General features: G+C 62.6%; 15 protein-coding genes. 8 read left to right on the top strand and 7 right to left on the bottom strand.

Translation table 11 applies throughout. The features are described from left to right. The first annotated feature begins 411 nt into the window (after positions 1-411). The 8 genes from BJQ17_RS27950 to BJQ17_RS27915 all read left to right on the top strand — a co-directional run bounded on the left by BJQ17_RS27950 (position 412) and on the right by BJQ17_RS27915 (position 8,851). Positions 412-1,650: an OprD family porin gene (locus BJQ17_RS27950; RefSeq protein ID WP_004577198.1), complete on the top strand. Its 1,239-nt coding sequence runs from the start codon at positions 412-414 to the stop codon at positions 1,648-1,650. 707 nt (positions 1,651-2,357) lie between these two features. Beyond that, on the top strand, positions 2,358-3,164 hold the full coding sequence (locus tag BJQ17_RS27945; RefSeq protein ID WP_070096926.1) for an NAD(P)-dependent oxidoreductase: 807 nt from the start codon (positions 2,358-2,360) through the stop codon (positions 3,162-3,164). Positions 3,165-3,186: 22 nt separating this feature from the next. Then, on the top strand, positions 3,187-4,068 hold the full coding sequence (locus BJQ17_RS27940) for an SMP-30/gluconolactonase/LRE family protein (RefSeq protein ID WP_003254829.1): 882 nt from the start codon (positions 3,187-3,189) through the stop codon (positions 4,066-4,068). Between the two features lie 64 nt (positions 4,069-4,132). Then, on the top strand, positions 4,133-5,104 hold the full coding sequence (locus BJQ17_RS27935; protein ID WP_003254830.1) for a TRAP transporter substrate-binding protein: 972 nt from the start codon (positions 4,133-4,135) through the stop codon (positions 5,102-5,104). Between the two features lie 66 nt (positions 5,105-5,170). After that, entirely contained in the window at positions 5,171-5,698 is a 528-nt protein-coding gene (locus BJQ17_RS27930; RefSeq protein ID WP_003254832.1) for a TRAP transporter small permease, read from the top strand. After that, positions 5,699-6,979 (top strand): TRAP transporter large permease, encoded by a 1,281-nt coding sequence (locus BJQ17_RS27925; protein ID WP_014589970.1) that lies wholly within the window; start codon positions 5,699-5,701, stop codon positions 6,977-6,979. 54 nt (positions 6,980-7,033) lie between these two features. Next, the gene (locus BJQ17_RS27920) at positions 7,034-7,957 is read left to right on the top strand and encodes an EamA family transporter (protein ID WP_003254835.1); all 924 of its coding nucleotides are present in this window, start codon (positions 7,034-7,036) and stop codon (positions 7,955-7,957) included. 24 nt (positions 7,958-7,981) lie between these two features. After that, on the top strand, positions 7,982-8,851 hold the full coding sequence (locus BJQ17_RS27915; RefSeq protein WP_003254837.1) for an aldose 1-epimerase: 870 nt from the start codon (positions 7,982-7,984) through the stop codon (positions 8,849-8,851). Positions 8,852-8,924: 73 nt separating this feature from the next. On the opposite strand, the gene BJQ17_RS27910 is transcribed toward BJQ17_RS27915, so the two are convergent. From BJQ17_RS27910 to BJQ17_RS27880, 7 genes are all read right to left on the bottom strand, one after another. Further along, the gene (locus BJQ17_RS27910; protein ID WP_003254840.1) at positions 8,925-9,821 is read right to left on the bottom strand and encodes a LysR family transcriptional regulator; all 897 of its coding nucleotides are present in this window, start codon (positions 9,819-9,821) and stop codon (positions 8,925-8,927) included. Positions 9,822-9,929: 108 nt separating this feature from the next. Further along, positions 9,930-11,966 carry a pyridoxamine 5'-phosphate oxidase family protein gene (locus tag BJQ17_RS27905; RefSeq protein WP_070096925.1) on the bottom strand — a complete coding sequence of 679 codons (2,037 nt, stop codon included), beginning with the start codon at positions 11,964-11,966 and terminating at the stop codon, positions 9,930-9,932. Between the two features lie 27 nt (positions 11,967-11,993). Continuing rightward, positions 11,994-12,623 (bottom strand): glutathione S-transferase family protein, encoded by a 630-nt coding sequence (locus tag BJQ17_RS27900; protein WP_070096924.1) that lies wholly within the window; start codon positions 12,621-12,623, stop codon positions 11,994-11,996. 169 nt (positions 12,624-12,792) lie between these two features. Beyond that, positions 12,793-13,344 carry a UPF0149 family protein gene (locus BJQ17_RS27895; protein ID WP_070096923.1) on the bottom strand — a complete coding sequence of 184 codons (552 nt, stop codon included), beginning with the start codon at positions 13,342-13,344 and terminating at the stop codon, positions 12,793-12,795. A gap of 91 nt (positions 13,345-13,435) precedes the next feature. Beyond that, on the bottom strand, positions 13,436-14,425 hold the full coding sequence (locus BJQ17_RS27890; RefSeq protein ID WP_003254846.1) for an asparaginase: 990 nt from the start codon (positions 14,423-14,425) through the stop codon (positions 13,436-13,438). Beyond that, complete coding sequence (locus BJQ17_RS27885; protein WP_003254847.1) at positions 14,422-15,576, bottom strand: hypothetical protein; 1,155 nt, start codon at positions 15,574-15,576, stop codon at positions 14,422-14,424. Before BJQ17_RS27885 ends, BJQ17_RS27890 begins: the two co-directional genes overlap by 4 nt. A gap of 10 nt (positions 15,577-15,586) precedes the next feature. Beyond that, positions 15,587-16,481, bottom strand: an 895-nt coding sequence (locus tag BJQ17_RS27880; protein ID WP_256560007.1) for a nitrilase family protein, incomplete at its 5' end; no start/stop codon positions are given.

Genomic DNA, 16,481 nt, shown 5'->3' with positions numbered 1-16,481 from the left:
AAGATCGTGTACGTGCGTGGCATGGTGCATGGCAGTTGTAGTATGTCTGCAGCGCGTTCAGGGTAGAGCCTCTGCCGCTCAGTTTTTGGCGTCTAGTACCTTATTTGCTCTGCGATCAGCCGTTGACAGCCCTCCTCCCCCTTGCTAATAATCGCCCACAGTTGTACGACAACGCATAACAAAAACAACAATCAGTGGACGAACTCATGTCGACATCCATCCCGCTACACCTACGTCTGTTGCATACCCCTCTTCCCCCGGCCAGCTCGCGTAAACCTGCCAGTACGTAGCGCCCGGTTACCGCGCATTCACCCCTGGCCCTGACCGGCCCGTTATCTACCCGCCCCTGCCGCAGGCCGCTTGCGCGTGCCCGGTGGACGGGCTGCCACACCCTTAGGGAGCACAACAATAATGAAAATCTGCCACACCCTACCCTTCGCCCTGCTTGGCGCCGGGGTTATCGCCGGCCTGCCGGGCACCAGCCTGGCAGCGGGATTTGTCGAGGACAGCAAGGCCACCCTCGGGCTGCGCAACTTCTACATCAACCGCAACTTCACCAACCCCAGCAACCCACAGAGCAAGGCCGAGGAGTGGACGCAAAGCTTCATCCTCGATGCCCGCTCGGGGTTCACCGAAGGGCCAATCGGCTTCGGCGTGGATGTGCTGGGGCTGTGGTCGGTCAAACTCGACGGCGGTGGCGGTACCTATGGCACGGCGTTGCTGCCACGCCATGACGATGGCAAGCCGGCAGACGACTACGGGCGCCTGGCAGTGGCGGGCAAGGCGCGTATTTCCAAGACCGAACTGAAGATCGGTGAATGGATGCCGGTACTGCCGATTCTGCGTTCGGACGACGGGCGTTCGTTGCCACAGACGTTCCGTGGCGGGCAGGTTACCTCCAACGAAATCGCAGGGCTGACCCTGTACGGCGGCCAGTTCCGCGGCAACAGCCCGCGTAACGACGCGAGCATGGAAGACATGAGCTACGGCGGCGGTGTGTCGGACCGTTTCAACTTCGTCGGCGGCGAGTACAAGTTCAACCAGGACCGCACGCTGGTGGGGCTTTGGAATGCGGTGCTGAAGGACGTGTACCAGCAGCAATACCTGCAACTGAGCCACAGCCAGCCGGTGGGTGACTGGACCCTGGGTGCGAACCTGGGCTACTTCCATGGCGACGAGGACGGCTCCGAACGCGCCGGGCAGCTGGACAACAAGACCTACTCGGGGATGTTCTCGGCCAAGTACGGTGGCAGCACCTTCTGGGTGGGGCTGCAGAAAGTCGATGGTGATACCTGGATGCGGGTGAACGGCACCAGTGGCGGGACCTTGGCCAACGACAGTTACAACTCCAGCTTCGACAATGCCAACGAGCGTTCGTGGCAGGTGCGCCATGACTTCAACTTCGTCACCGTCGGGGTGCCAGGGCTGACCTTGATGAACCGCTACATCAGCGGGCGCGATGTGCACAGCGGGGGGGTGACCGATGGCAAGGAGTGGGTGCGTGAAACGGAGCTTGCGTATGTGATCCAGAGCGGGGCATTCAAGGATTTGAGTGTGAAATGGCGTAACTCGTCGATTCGCCGGGATTACAGCAATAACGAGTTTGATGAGAACCGGTTGATCTTCAACTACCCATTGTCGTTGCTCTGATCAAGACCTGCGGGTTTACCCGCGAATACGGTGGTGGCGGCAACGGTGAGCGGCGGGTGGAGATTGGCCAGCAGGGCCGGCCCTTTCGCGGGTGAACCCGCTCCTACGACGACCTGTGTCCAACCACCGACCTGTGTCCACCCTCGATCAGGTGTAGGAGCGGGTTTACCCGCGAATACGGTAGCGGCGGCAACGGCGAACGGCGGGTGAAAACTGGCCAGAAGGGCCGGCCCTTTCGCGGGTAAACCCGCTCCTACACAGCGGCCTGCGCCCAACCACCGACCTGTGTCCACCCTCGATCTGGTGTAGGAGCGGGTTTACCCGCGAATACGGTGGTCGCGGCAACAGTGAGCGGCGGGTGGAAATTGGCCAGCAGGGCCGGCCTCTTCGCGGGTAAACCCGCTCCTACACAGCGGCCTGCGCCCAACCACCGACCTGTGTCCACCCTCGATCTGGTGTAGGAGCGGGTTTACCCGCGAATACGGTGGCGGCGACAACGGTGAACGGCGGGTGGAGATTGGCCAGCAGGGCCGGCCCATTCGCGGGTAAACCCGCTCCTACGGGCGACCGCGCAGGCCTTTCGCATTTTCTTATCCGCGAAAAGGCCGGCAAAAGCCGCCCAAGCCTCATTGACAACACACAGAACCACCGCCAATAATCACTCAAGTCATACGACAACCTACAACAACTAACAACAAGAGCCGGCCATGACCACTACCCCCTTCAATCGCCTGCTGCTCACTGGAGCCGCAGGCGGCCTGGGCAAGGTCCTTCGCGAACGCCTGAAAGGCTACGCCGAGGTCCTGCGCCTTTCCGACATCAGCCCCATGGCGCCTGCTGCTGGCCCGCATGAGGAAGTCATCACCTGCGACCTGGCCGACAAGGCTGCGGTGCATGCACTGGTCGAAGGCGTGGACGCCATCATCCACTTCGGCGGGGTTTCTACCGAGCACGCCTTCGAAGAGATTCTCGGCCCCAATATCTGCGGCGTGTTCCACGTGTACGAGGCGGCGCGCAAGCATGGGGTCAAGCGCATCATCTTCGCCAGCTCCAACCACACCATCGGTTTCTACCGCCAGGATGAGCGCATCGACGCTCACGCGCCACGCCGTCCCGACAGCTATTACGGGCTGTCCAAGTGCTACGGCGAAGATGTGGCCAGCTTCTACTTTGACCGCTACGGCATCGAGACCGTCAGCATTCGCATCGGCTCGTCGTTCCCGCAGCCACAGAACCCGCGCATGCTCTGCACCTGGCTGAGCTATGACGACTTGGTGCAACTGATCGAACGTGGCCTATCGACGCCCGACGTTGGCCATGCCATCGTCTACGGCGCCTCCGACAATCGCACCGTGTGGTGGGACAACCGCCATGCCGCGCACCTGGGCTATGTGCCCAAGGACAGCTCGGAAGCCTTCCGCGCAGCCGTGGAGGCCCAACCGGCACCCGCCGCCGATGACCCGAGCATGGTCTACCAGGGCGGCGCTTTCGCCGTGGCCGGCCCGTTCAACTGACCCCACGCCAGGAGGCACGGCCATGAACTGCGAACTGATCGTCGACGCCCGTAACGGTACCGGCGAAAGCCCTGTGTGGCACCCCGGTGAACAGGCCCTGTACTGGGTAGACATTCCCGCTCGCCAATTGCATCGCTGGCAAGCGGCCGATGGCAAACACCAGTTCTGGCAAGGCGACGAGATGCTGGCCTGCATCGCCCGCAGCGGTCAGGGCTGGGTTGCGGGTATGGAAAGCGGCATCTTTCAGCTCCAGGCCAGGGCGGACGGCAGCCTGGACAGCCGGCTGCTCAGCAACGTGCAGCACGCCCAGGCCGGCATGCGCTTCAACGATGGCCGCTGCGACCGTCAGGGCCGCTTCTGGGCCGGGACCATGCTGCTGGACATGCAGCAAGGCGCCCATGTGGGTGCGCTGTACCGGCATGACGGCGAAGGCCACCTGCACCTGCAGCAGGACGGCATGATCGTGCCCAACGGCCTGGCGTTCAGCCCCGACGGCATGCGCATGTACCTGTCCGACTCACACCCCAACGTGCAGAAGGTGTGGGCCTTCGACTACGACACCGACAACGGCACGCCGCACAACAAGCGGCTGTTCGTCGACATGCGCGGCTACCCAGGACGCCCCGACGGCGCCGCGATCGACCAGGATGGCTGCTACTGGATCTGCGGCAACGACGCCGGGCAAGTTCACCGCTTCACCCCTGACGGGCGCCTCGACCGCTCGCTCAGCGTGCCGGTGAAAAAGCCGGCCATGTGCGCCTTTGGTGGCGCCAACCTCGACACCCTGTACGTCACCTCGATCCGCCCCGCGGGCATCGACCTCGGCGACCAGCCACTGGCTGGCGGGGTATTTGCCCTCAACCCTGGCACAAAGGGCCTGGAGGAACCTGCCTACCGGGGCTGAGCCCCACTGCCACACCCACACTTGCACGCCCGAAACCGGATAATAAAAACCACGGAGTTTCATCATGACGTTCAAACGCAAGCTGCTTCTTGCCGTACTCCCGTTCGCCTTCAGCGTGGCCATGCCCGCCTCGGCGCTGGACATCAAGTTCGCCGAAATCCACCCGGCCGGCTACCCGACCGTGGTCGCCGAGCAGAACATGGGTAAAAAGCTGGAACAGGCCAGCAATGGCGACATTACCTTCAAGATGTTCGCCGGCGGCGTGCTGGGATCGGAAAAGGAAGTGATCGAACAGGCTCAGATCGGCGCCGTGCAGATGACCCGCGTCAGCCTGGGGATCGTCGGCCCGGTAGTGCCGGATGTGAACGTGTTCAACATGCCGTTCGTGTTCCGCGACCATGAGCACATGCGCAAGATCATCGATGGCGAGATCGGCCAGGAGATCCTCGACAAGATCACCAACTCCGACTTCAACCTGGTGGCCTTGGCCTGGATGGACGGCGGCTCGCGCAGCATCTACACCAAAAAGCCGGTGCGCAGCCTGGAAGACCTCAAAGGCATGAAGATTCGCGTACAGGGCAACCCGCTGTTCATCGACATGATGAACGCCATGGGCGGCAACGGCATCGCCATGGACACCGGGGAAATCTTCAGTGCCCTGCAAACCGGCGTGATCGACGGCGCCGAGAACAACCCGCCGACCTTGCTTGAGCACAACCATTTCCAGAGCGCCAAGTACTACACCCTGACCGGCCACCTGATCCTGCCGGAGCCGGTGGTGATGTCCAAGACCACCTGGAACAAGCTCACTCCCGAGCAGCAGGTGCTGGTGAAAAAGGTCGCGCGCGAAGCACAGATGGAAGAGCGTGCGCTGTGGGACGCCAAGTCTGCCGCCAGCGAAGAGAAGCTCAAGGCCGCCGGTGTCGAGTTCATCACTGTCGATAAGAAACCGTTCTTCGAAGCCACCGCATCGGTACGCGAGAAGTACGGCGCGCCGTACGCCGACCTGATGAAGCGTATCGACGCCGTCCAGTAATACCAGCCCCTTCCAAGACGACCTCGGCAGTGCGGCCGCCGCCGCCCTGCCGCTTTGGTGATGCCTATGAAATCGCTTTTCCTGAGCGTGAACGACACGCTGTACCGCAGTTGCATCTGGATCGCGGGCCTGTCGATCCTGGCCATGACGCTGATCATCCCGTGGGGCATCTTCGCCCGCTACGTGCTGGGCACCGGCTCCAGCTGGCCAGAGCCAGTCTCTATCCTGCTGATGGTGGTATTCACCTTCGTTGGTGCCGCCGCCAGCTATCGCGCCGGGGCGCATATGGCGGTGGGGATGATTACCGACCGGTTGCCGCCGCTGCAGCGCCAGCTGGTCGCCCTGCTGGTACAACTGCTGATGATCGTGGTGTGCGTGTTCATGACCTATTACGGCACCCGGCTGTGCATCACCACCTGGAACCAGTCGCTGGCCTCGCTGCCCGGTGTGCGGGTCGGCATGACTTACGCGCCGATCCCGGTCGGCGGCGTGCTGACGCTGGTGTTCGTGCTGGAAAAACTCCTGCTGGGCGATCAGAGCAACCGCAAGGTCGTGCGCTTTGATCTGGTCGAAGAAAACGAAGGAGCTGCGTAAATGGAAGCGTTCATTCTGTTGGGCAGTTTCATCGTGCTGATTCTGATCGGCATGCCGGTAGCCTACGCCCTGGGCCTGTCGGCACTGATCGGCGCCTGGTGGATCGACATCCCGCTGCAGGCGATGATGATCCAGGTGGCCAGTGGGGTTAACAAGTTCTCGCTGCTGGCCATTCCATTCTTCGTGCTGGCCGGCGCGATCATGGCCGAAGGCGGCATGTCACGCCGGCTGGTGGCCTTTGCCGGGGTGCTGGTGGGCTTCGTGCGTGGCGGGCTGTCGCTGGTCAACATCATGGCCTCGACCTTCTTCGGTGCGATTTCCGGCTCGTCGGTAGCCGATACCGCCTCGGTGGGCTCGGTGCTGATCCCGGAGATGGAGCGCAAAGGCTACCCGCGTGAATTTTCCACCGCCGTGACCGTCAGCGGCTCGGTGCAGGCGCTGCTGACCCCGCCCAGCCACAACTCGGTGCTGTACTCGCTGGCGGCGGGCGGCACGGTGTCGATCGCCTCGCTGTTCATGGCGGGGGTGATGCCCGGCCTGCTGCTGAGCGCGGTGATGATGGGCCTGTGCCTGTTGTTCGCCAAGAAGCGCAACTACCCCAAGGGCGAAGTGATCCCGCTGCGCCAGGCGCTGAAAATTGCCGGTGAGGCGCTGTGGGGCCTGATGGCCATGGTCATCATCCTCGGCGGTATCCTGTCGGGGGTGTTCACCGCCACCGAATCGGCAGCCGTGGCGGTGGTGTGGTCGTTCTTCGTGACCATGTTCATCTACCGCGACTACAAGTGGCGCGACCTGCCCAAGCTGATGCACCGCACAGTACGGACCATCTCCATCGTGATGATCCTGATCGGCTTTGCCGCCAGCTTCGGCTACGTAATGACGCTGATGCAGATCCCGTCGAAGATCACCACGGCGTTCCTGACCCTGTCGGACAACCGCTACGTGATCCTGATGTGCATCAACTTCATGCTGATGCTGCTTGGCACGGTGATGGACATGGCGCCGCTGATCCTGATTCTTACCCCGATCCTGCTGCCGGTGATTACCGGTATCGGCGTGGACCCGGTGCACTTTGGCATGATCATGTTGGTGAACCTGGGTATCGGGCTGATCACCCCGCCGGTGGGAGCGGTGTTGTTTGTCGGCTCGGCCATCGGCAAGGTGAGTATCGAGTCGACGGTGAAGGCGCTGATGCCGTTCTACCTGGCGCTGTTCCTGGTGCTGATGGCAGTGACTTACATTCCAGCGATCTCGCTGTGGCTGCCTAGCGTGGTGCTGTAATTATGAACGGGGGCCGCTTGGCGGCCCCTGGGCTCTTGCAAATGGATCCTGCACATGGCTGTCCCCTCCTCGGCTGTACCGCTTTTCCCCCGCAAACTGGCCATCGCCTTGCTCGCCCTGCTGGCCTGTTCATTCGCCGGCAACCACATCGCCGCGCGCATCGCCTTCGATGACGGCACCGGCGTGCTGCTGGCCATCCTCTGCCGCTCTGGCATCACCTTCCTGGTACTGGCCGGGCTGCTGCTGTGGCAACGCCAGGCCCTGGCCCTGCCCGCTGGTGCGCGCCGGTGGCAGCTGCTGCTCGGCCTGCTGATTGCCACCCAGAGCCTGTGCCTGTACTCGGCGGTGGCGCGTATTCCAGTGGCTTTGGCGCTGCTGGTGGGCAACACCTTCCCGATGCTGCTGGCGCTGCTCACCTGGGCGCTGGGCGGCGCACGCCCCACGGGCCGCACCGTACTGTTCATGGGCCTGATCCTGTGCGGCCTGGTGCTGGCACTGGATGTCCCGGCACGCCTGGCCGACAGCGCTGCGGCCAACCCGCACTGGGTGCCAGGGGTCAGCCTGGCCTTCGGCGCCGCCTGTGCCTTTGCCTGCGCCTTGTGGATCACCGACCATAAACTGGCCAGCGTGCGCGGCCCCGTGCGCAGCCTGCTGACTTTGCTGATCGTGTTCTCCAGCATGCTGGTTGCAGGCGCAAGCGGCGTGATGCCGTCCGGTTTGTCACTGCCAGGCAGCAGCAGTGGCTGGGCGGCCTTGGCCAGCCTGGTAGTGCTGTATGGCTTGGCCTTCACCTTGCTGTTTGTTTGTGTGCCAAGGCTGAACATGGCGCAGAACGCCCCCGTGATGAACGTCGAACCCATCGCCACGCTACTGCTGGGCTGGGCCTTGCTCGACCAGCAACTGGGCACCCTGCAATTACTCGGCGGCGCGGTGGTGGTGTGCGGCATCGTGCTGCTCACCTACCGTCGGGCCAATTGATCGTTCATTTAAATGGAGCCTTGAATGTCTGTGACCGAACTGCACCTGCAGGACCGCCTGACCCGCCTGAGCCTGGCTCCGGAGTTGGGCGCCAGCCTGGTCAACTGGGAAGTGAAAGCGACCGGGCAAGCGCTGCTGCGCCATTCCGACCTGGCCGCACTGGAAAGTGGTACGCCACGACGCCTCGCCTGCTACCCACTGGCGCCTTGGTCCAACCGCATTGGCGAGGGTGGCTTTGCCCGACCCGAGGGGTGGCAGGCACTGGCACCCAATACCGGGCATGACCCTTACCCGATCCATGGCAGTGCCTGGCAGCAGGCCTGGCAGGTGGAGCATCACAGTGAACAGCGAGCACGGCTGACGCTAGACAGTGCTGTGCCGTTTGCTTACCGGGCCACGCTGGATGTGCATCTGCATGAGGGGTGCCTGAACCTGGACCTGCATGTAACCCATCTGGATGAGTCGGCCAACTGGTACGGGTTGGGGTTGCACCCTTACTTTCCGCGGTATCCCGATACCAAGTTGTACGCATCGGCACGCAACGTGTGGCTGGCCGAGGATGGGCGGTTGCCGTCGTACCAGGCCGAGGTGCCCGAACAATGGCGCTTCAATGCCATGGGGCGTTTACCCGAGACAGTGGTTGATCACGCCTTCAATGGCTGGCCAGGGGAGTGTGTGATCGAACAGCCCAGCGCGGGTTATCGACTGGCGTGCAGTGCCAATGGGGCCGAACACTTCTTGCTGTATTGCCCGCAGGGGCAAGGTTTTTTCTGCTTTGAACCTGTTAGCCACCCAATCAATGCGCATCACCTGCCAGGGCGACCAGGGTTGCGGTTGCTGAACCGGGGGGAGGCAATGACCCTGGGGTTCAGGATGCAGTATCGGGCGTTGTGAGCGGGCTGCCTGAAAAAGGGCCGTCACGATAGCGAACATTGTCTGGCGCCATTTCTCGACGCGCTGAACGACCTCAATCCAGCTGCTGATCGCGCAAGTCTTGCGCCAGCATGTCGATAAAGGCCCTGACCTTGGCCGAGCCGTACTTGCTTTCGCGGTGCAGCACATGAATGGGCCAGGGCGCCTCTTCGTACTCGGCCAGCAGCACCTGTAACTGCCCGCTAGCCAGTTCGTCCGCCACCTGGTACGACAGCAGCCGGGCAATCCCCAGCCCGCCGCTGGCAGCTGCGATTGCCCCGTCATTGCTGGTTACCGTCAGCCGTGGCTTCATGCGCACCAAGGTCGGCTCGTCGGTCACTCCGAAGCGCCAACCCGCCCGCGGCGACAGGTTGGTGGTGCCGATTATCGCATGCCCGGCCAGGTCCGACGGATGCTTCGGCACACCATGGCGCGCCAGGTAGTCGGGCGAGGCACACAACATGCGCCGCACCCTGCCCACCCGCAACGCCTTCAACCCGGAGTCGGGCAACGGCCCGATGCGCACGGCCACGTCCATGCCCTCCTCGACCATGTTCACCACGCGGTCGAGAAAAAACGCGGAAACGTCGACTTCCGGGTACTGCTGCAGGTAACGGACGATGCACGGCATGACGAACTTCTTGCCGAACAAAATCGGCGCGGTCACCGCCAGGTCGCCCCTGGGCGTCGCGTTGATGCCGGCAGCGGCTTCATTGGCCTCGTGGATACTGGCGAGGATGTGCCGGGTGTCTTCCAGATAGCGGCCGCCGGCCTCGGTCAGACGCACGCTGCGGGTTGTACGCAGCAACAGTTTGACCCCGAGCTGCTCTTCCAGGGCGCTGACGGCGCGGGTGACGGCGGCCGCAGAAATGTCCAGACGGCGGGCAGCCGCGGCGAAGCTTTCCAGCTCGCCGACGGCGACGAATACCTTCATCAGGTGGATCTGGTCCATGCGGGCTCCTGAGGGTAATGGGGCGTGCGGATTATCGTTCATCTGGATGCGTGGTGTTAGCTGTGCCGGCCTCTTCGCGGGCAAGCCCGCTCCTACGACTGGCTTGAATCAGACATCCAGCACCAACGCCTGCATACCCTCCTCCCCCTTCGCTGGCACAGCACAACAGATCAGCACCGACCCTGCCTCCGGCAACTCTGCCGGCGGATTCGGATAATGCACCTGGCCGCTCACCAGCCGGGTCTTGCAGGTACCACACGAACCACCCCGGCAACTGAACTCCGGTGCCAGCCCACGCGCCTCGGCCAGTTCCAGCAAGGTGCCGCTACCGGGAACCCAGCGAGCCTCCTTGGCCGACGCAGCAAAATACACCGGCACCGGTTCGTCGGCGGCAGGCGGCTGTTGCAAGATTGGCTGATCTGCGTCGGTGTGCCGCCGCAGCGTCGACGGGCCAAACGCTTCGGCGTGAATCCGCGCATCCGGCACATGCACCCCACGCAGCCCTTCGTAAAGCTGCTGGGTGAAGCTGCCCGGCCCACACAGGTAGAAATCGTAGTCGTCCAACGCCAGCGTTGCCTTGACCTGTTCGATACCCAACCGGCCGGCAAACTCGTAATCACGACCGACCTGAGCGTGCCCTTCAGGCTGGCTCAGGGCGCGGTGTATATGCAGTAGTTCGCCAGCCTGTTGCTGCAAGGTCGCCAGTTCCTGCTGGAACGGCAAGTCGGCCAGGCTGCGTGCGCCATGGAACAGATGAATGCGCCGGGCCTGCCCCGTCCTCAACTGCTGACGCAGCATGGCCAGCAACGGCGTGATGCCCACGCCCGCGCCGATCAGCACCAACGGGCGTGTGCTTTGCTGATCAAGCGTGAAGCTGCCCATCGGCGGCCGCACATTCAACACCTCGCCGGCCACAACGTGCTCATGCAAATACCGCGAAGCCGGGCCCTGGGCTTTGACGCTGATGCGCAAGAATCCATCGTCGGGGGCACTTGAAAGGCTGTAGGTGCGGATCAGCGCCGGCTCGCCATCACGCGCCACCTGCACAGGCAGATGCTGGCCAGGGGCAAAGGCCACATGGCAGCCTGCCGGTGGTTCGAGATAGAACGAGCGGATGTCGCGGCTTTCCTGCTCCACCCGCAGCACCCGCCAGGCCAGCCATTGGCGCTGTTGTTGCCGCTGCTCCAGGCGCGCATCGGCCTCGGCCCAAGTACCGGTCATCAGACTGGTCGGCGCGTATTCCTTGAAAGCCCAGCGCAGCGCAACGGCTGCCGGACGCCACACCACCTGCTCGACCTGCAGTGTCCATAACCGCTCAGCGCCTTCAAAGGCGTGGATGGCCGGGCTGTCCAGCAGCACCTCGGCACGCCCGTACAGTTGCAACACATTGCCATTATTGAAGTCGATGAACAGCAAGCCGGCCCGCGGGTTGACCACCAGGTTGCCCAAGGTGTTGAAATGCAGATTGCCAGCATAGTCGGGAATCGTGAGCCGATTGCCTTCGACCTTGATGAACCCTGGCCGGCCACCACGGTGGGAGACATCCACCGAGCGCTGGCCGTCAGCATGCTCGACATAGCTGGCCACGAAGAAGGTATCGGCCGCCTGGATCATGCTGACGGTTGAGGTATCCAGTGTTGTCGCATCGATGCGCCCGAGGGCGGGTTCGGTGACGCGGGTGTAGTCACGCAACTGGATGTACTGCGGGCAGTTGCCAAACGCCTGCTCTACGGCCACGTGCAGTTGCCCTTGGGCAGCGTGACGGATCTGCCCGTTGATGCGATTGCGCCGACGGGTGTGCAGTTCGATCCCCAGCAGGCCGACCGCCTGCCCGGCTGCCAACCCGGGGGTGGCGGGGTCATCTGCTGGCAGCGTGGTGTGGATCGTCAGCATACGAGGGTCGGGCGAGCTTACGAACCCTTCTGGCCCCTCCAGCAGCGTGGCCCAAGGCCGACCCTGGGCATCCACACTGGCGGCGACCATGAAGGGTAACTGGTGATAGAACGTTCGGTGCTGGTCGGGCATGTGGTCACGAATGACCTTTTGCCCGAACGCCTCCATGCGTTCTGCTACACCGACCTTTTCCTGCAGGGTCTTTTCACCCGTATGCCAGGGCGAGGGGCGGTGATCAGGAGATTGTTGCATGGCGGCGCTCCTCGCGATGGCGGGGTTTCAGGCGTGGGTTTGCAGCCCGATCACGGTGCGCGGCATGGGGACGAAACGCGGCAGCGCCTCGATCCGCGCCAGCCAGTTGCGCACATTGGCATAGGGCTCCAGCGACACGTTGCCTTCAGGGGCGTGAGCGATGTAGGAGTAGTTGGCAATGTCCGCAATCGTGGGTGTGCTACCCGCCAGGAATGGCGTCTTCGCCAACTCGGCATCGATCACCTTGAGCAAGGTGTGGGCACGGGAAATCACTTCGTCGGCATTGAATGAAGCCCCGAACACCGTGACCAGGCGGGCGGCGGCCGGGCCAAAGGCCAGCGGGCCGGCAGCGACTGATAACCAGCGTTGCACACGGGCGGCGGCGGCAGGTTCTTCGGGCAGCCAAGTGCCGTTGTCATACTTTTTGGCCAGGTAGACGAGGATGGCGTTGGAGTCGGCAATCACCGTGCCGTTGTCATCAATGACCGGAACCTGGCCGAACGGGTTGAGGGCGAGGAAGTCCGGCTGCTTGTGCGCGCCTTTGGCCAGGTCGACGAACACCAGCTCGGTGGGCAGGTTCAGTAGCGAGAGCATCAACTCGATGCGATGAGCATGGCCAGACTTGGGGAAGTTGTAGAGCTTGATCGGGTTCGACATGGGCTTGGCTCCTGGTCAGCGCCGGGATGGGGCTGATGGAGCACATGCTGCACTGGATCGGCTGGTAGCAGAATCAGTGCGCAGGGGAAACCATAATTTCGCAGGGCGGAATAATGGTTTCCAAACACTTGCGCTGGCGCCTGCAGGTGAGCGCTAGCCTACGATCCGATCAGTGCAGTTTTTTGAAATGTCGGTACAGCCCACGCGCAGCCTCGACCACCTGCGGCACACGGGCCTGGATATCCTCATCGCTCATCTGGTCCAGCAGCTCGAAGTTATCTTCCAACCCATGTAGCGAAATGGCCTTGAGGAGCGGGGCCTGCTCCGGTGGCAACTCGCCCCAACCGGCCACCTGGGTACCGCGCATGTAGCCGAAACACCACTCCTCCATCACGATCACAGTGCCCTGCTCGCATTCGCGTTCCTCGAACAGCGGTTCGAACTGGTCGACCTCATTGCTCAGTTCTTCTGCCACCTGGCTGGCATAACGCAGCATCAATGCCGTGTAGGCCTCCTCATGGGCGGGCTTCTTGAACTTCGGTACCTTGCCACCCGCTACCGCCGGCAGCCATTGTTCCGGCAGGACAGTGATCGGCGAACTGGCGAGTGCGACGAAAAAGCCATTGAGCTCGGCCAGGTCCAGCACCGAGTAGTCATTGCCATAGGTGATCAGCAGGTCTTCGAGGCGGTCGAGTTCTTTTTCGCTGAGTACGGGGAGCATGGGTAAGAATCCTGGGAAGCAAAAGTGTGTGCACCCTAGCACAGCAACGCCGGAAGGGCTGCCCGCGCGAACGCCCGCGCGGGCAGATGGTTCAGGGCTGCAACCAGGCCTGCAGCTCATGTTGCCGGTCGGTGCCTATCAGCAGCCACAGCAAGATGCGGCATTTGCGCGGGCAGAGTTGCCCAGCCATGTAGACGCCTTTTTTCTGCAAGTCGATTTCTGCGCCAGCAAACCCGTAGGTTGCCCGGGCTGTAGGCCCTCTCCCAGTGCGTGTAGCAACCAATACCGGCAAGGTGGGCGCCAGGTGTTCCAGCACTTCGGACCAACTGGCAGAAACATGACCAGCACCGAAACCGGCGATGACCACCCCCTCGTAACCCAATGCGGCCACAGCCTGCAGCAGCGCCGTGTCTGCGTCCAGGCAGGCTTCCAGCAGGGCAACGCGCTGGTCGGTGCGATACGGTAACGGCAACACTTCCCGTCGCCCGGGCGGATGGCGATACAACACAACACCCTCCACAACGTCGCCCAACGGGCCACATCCGGGCGACTCGAATGCCGCCATCGCCAGGCTGGCCGTCTTGCGAACCCTTGCCGCGCAGTGGACCTGATCATTCATGACCACAAGCACACCTCGCCCACGGCTGTCTTGTGCCAATGCAACCTGAGCCGCAGCCAACAAATTGGCCGGCCCATCATTGCCCGGCTGACTCGCCGAGCGCATGGCACCGGTCATCACCAATGGCGCATCGAATGGCCAGAGCAGATCCAGGAAATAGGCCGTTTCCTCAAGGCTGTCGGTCCCTTGGCTCAATACCAAAGCCTGGGCTCCGCGCTCCACCTCGCCCCGGGCCCATGCCAGCACCTCCAGCAACGTCGCGAAGCCCAGCGATGCACTGGGGAGCAGGCACAATGAAGCAACGTTCAACTGCGCCATCTCGCGCAACTGTGGAACCTGAAGCAGTTGCCGCTCACAATCCAGGCTTGGCGTCACACCATCCCCGACAGTACCCAGCCGCATACTGACCGTGCCGCCCAGAGTGGCGATCGACAGCCTGGGCAGGCTCGAATGTTCGCTCATGCTTCTCCCCCCACAATCAACCCGACTATCGGCACAATGCCAAGCGTGCAGATGGCCATCGACACCACATTGCCGATGTAGCCATGCACATAGGCCGGCAACCGCTGAGTGATCGCCACTGCCAGCGGCGGAGCCACCAGGGCACCCAGCACTGCACTGGCCACCACCACTTGCCAGCTGCCGCCATGTGTCAACACCGCGGCCGGGACGATCGACACAATCGGAATGTAGGTGGGGTACCACCCACGGGCTTTCCACTGTCCACGCCAGCATACAACCCCGACCAGGGATGCCAGGGCCTGCCCGGCCACCATCTGCATCACCAACATAGAACCGTATGACAGTGCAGCCGGGCTCAACAGGTATGCCAGCAACACACCCAGCAATAGCCCGAGGCTGGCCAGCTCATTACCAAAGAATGGGGCTTCGCTGAAGTCGGCCAGAACGCGCCGCAAAGTCCAGACCACACCGTAGTCAGGCTGATTGACAACCGGCGCCACGACGGTGGGTTCACCGCATTGGCGTACCCATGAAGGAAAGCGCTTGCACAGGATGAAGGCCACGACGCTTGCCACAGCCATGCCACTCACATTGCCCACTACCACGGGCAACTGCAGGGGATAACACAGGTAATTGACCATCAGCAGGCTGGCCGGTGTTACCAGTAGTGCCCCCAGTAGCGCCCCCGTGATCGTCACCCGCCAGCCCGCACCAAAAAGCAAGACCATGGCTGCCGGCAATGACACGAAGGCAACGAACGTTGGTTGCCAGATGCCACTGGCCAAGGTCCATCCCCACAACGCATGGCTGAGCAGCAAGCCCAAGAGCGAGCTGGTAAACACCCATGGCCATAATCCGCTGCCATAGCAAATGGCAAAGCCCTGCCAGCGGTACCCTCGCACCTGCGCCCAGTGCGCCAGGCACGCGCCCAGCAGCAAGCCCAGCGCGGGTAGTTCGTGCTTGTAGAAAGCCACTTCACTGATATCACCAACAATCCAGCGCAAGCGGCTGAGCGGCTCATCGAGCGTCGCCACCCTCTGTGCATAATCCAGCCATTGGCCATGGGCAAGGCTTGCAGCGAGAAACACCAGCAGGCAGCCGAACATCAACACAAGCCAATGCTGCTGTCGTGAGAAGAAGCGCGTGTTCATTCGCAACTCCTCAACGTGGCATAGGTGCATGCAAGCGATAGCCAAGGGTGGCATCGTAGAGGTCGGTTCGCCGGTCTCTTGGCAGGTCGTTGAGGCTGTTCCAGATCGGTGCCGAGCGTGCACTGCTCAAATCGACATCGGCATAGATAATCTCCTCGGCTTCTGCACTGCCCACCTCGCCGATCGGCCAGCCATTGGTACCGGCGATCAGCGAGCAGCCCAGGAAGCGCCCGCCCCGCTCGCTGCCGACACGGTTCGCGGCGGCGATATAAACGTTGTTGACATGCGCTGCCGTCATGGTCAGGTACGAGGCCATACAGCGCCCTGCATCATCGAACAACGGCGGCGGGGTCCATACCCAGTTGTTGAGGCTGCAGATGATGTCGGCACCTTGCGCGGCCATCACCCGTGGTACTTCCGGGAACCAGATGTCCCAGCAGATCAGCAGGCCGATACGGCCGATAGGCGTCTCGAACACCGGGAACCCCAGGTCACCAGGGGTGAACCAAAGCTTTTCCTGGTTCCACAGATGCGCTTTGCGGTAGTGCCCGAGCAGGCCTTCGGGGCCAAACAGTACAGCACTGTCGTAGAGCTTCAGCCCGTCACATTCGGCAAACCCCGCAGCCAGGTATACCTGGTACTGCTTGGCGAAGTCGGCCCAGGTTTTCAGGCAAGGGCCGTCCTGCAGCACCTGCGCATGGGAATAGGCTTCGGCACGGGAGTTGAAGGTGTAGCCCGTGTTGGCCAGTTCAGGCAGTACGATCAGGTTGGCACCTTCGCGTGCTGCGCGCCGGGCCAATGCCAGGCCTCTGCTCACGTTGCTCTCACAGTGTTCAAGACCGACCTGAGGGTCGTACTGGATGACAGCGATACGTACGGGGCTGACGGGGGAACAGGATTCAGAC

The organism is Pseudomonas sp. NBRC 111139 (genome assembly GCF_001753955.1).
Taxonomy (GTDB): domain Bacteria; phylum Pseudomonadota; class Gammaproteobacteria; order Pseudomonadales; family Pseudomonadaceae; genus Aquipseudomonas; species Aquipseudomonas alloputida.
This window is presented reverse-complemented; position numbering and strand designations above follow the sequence as displayed.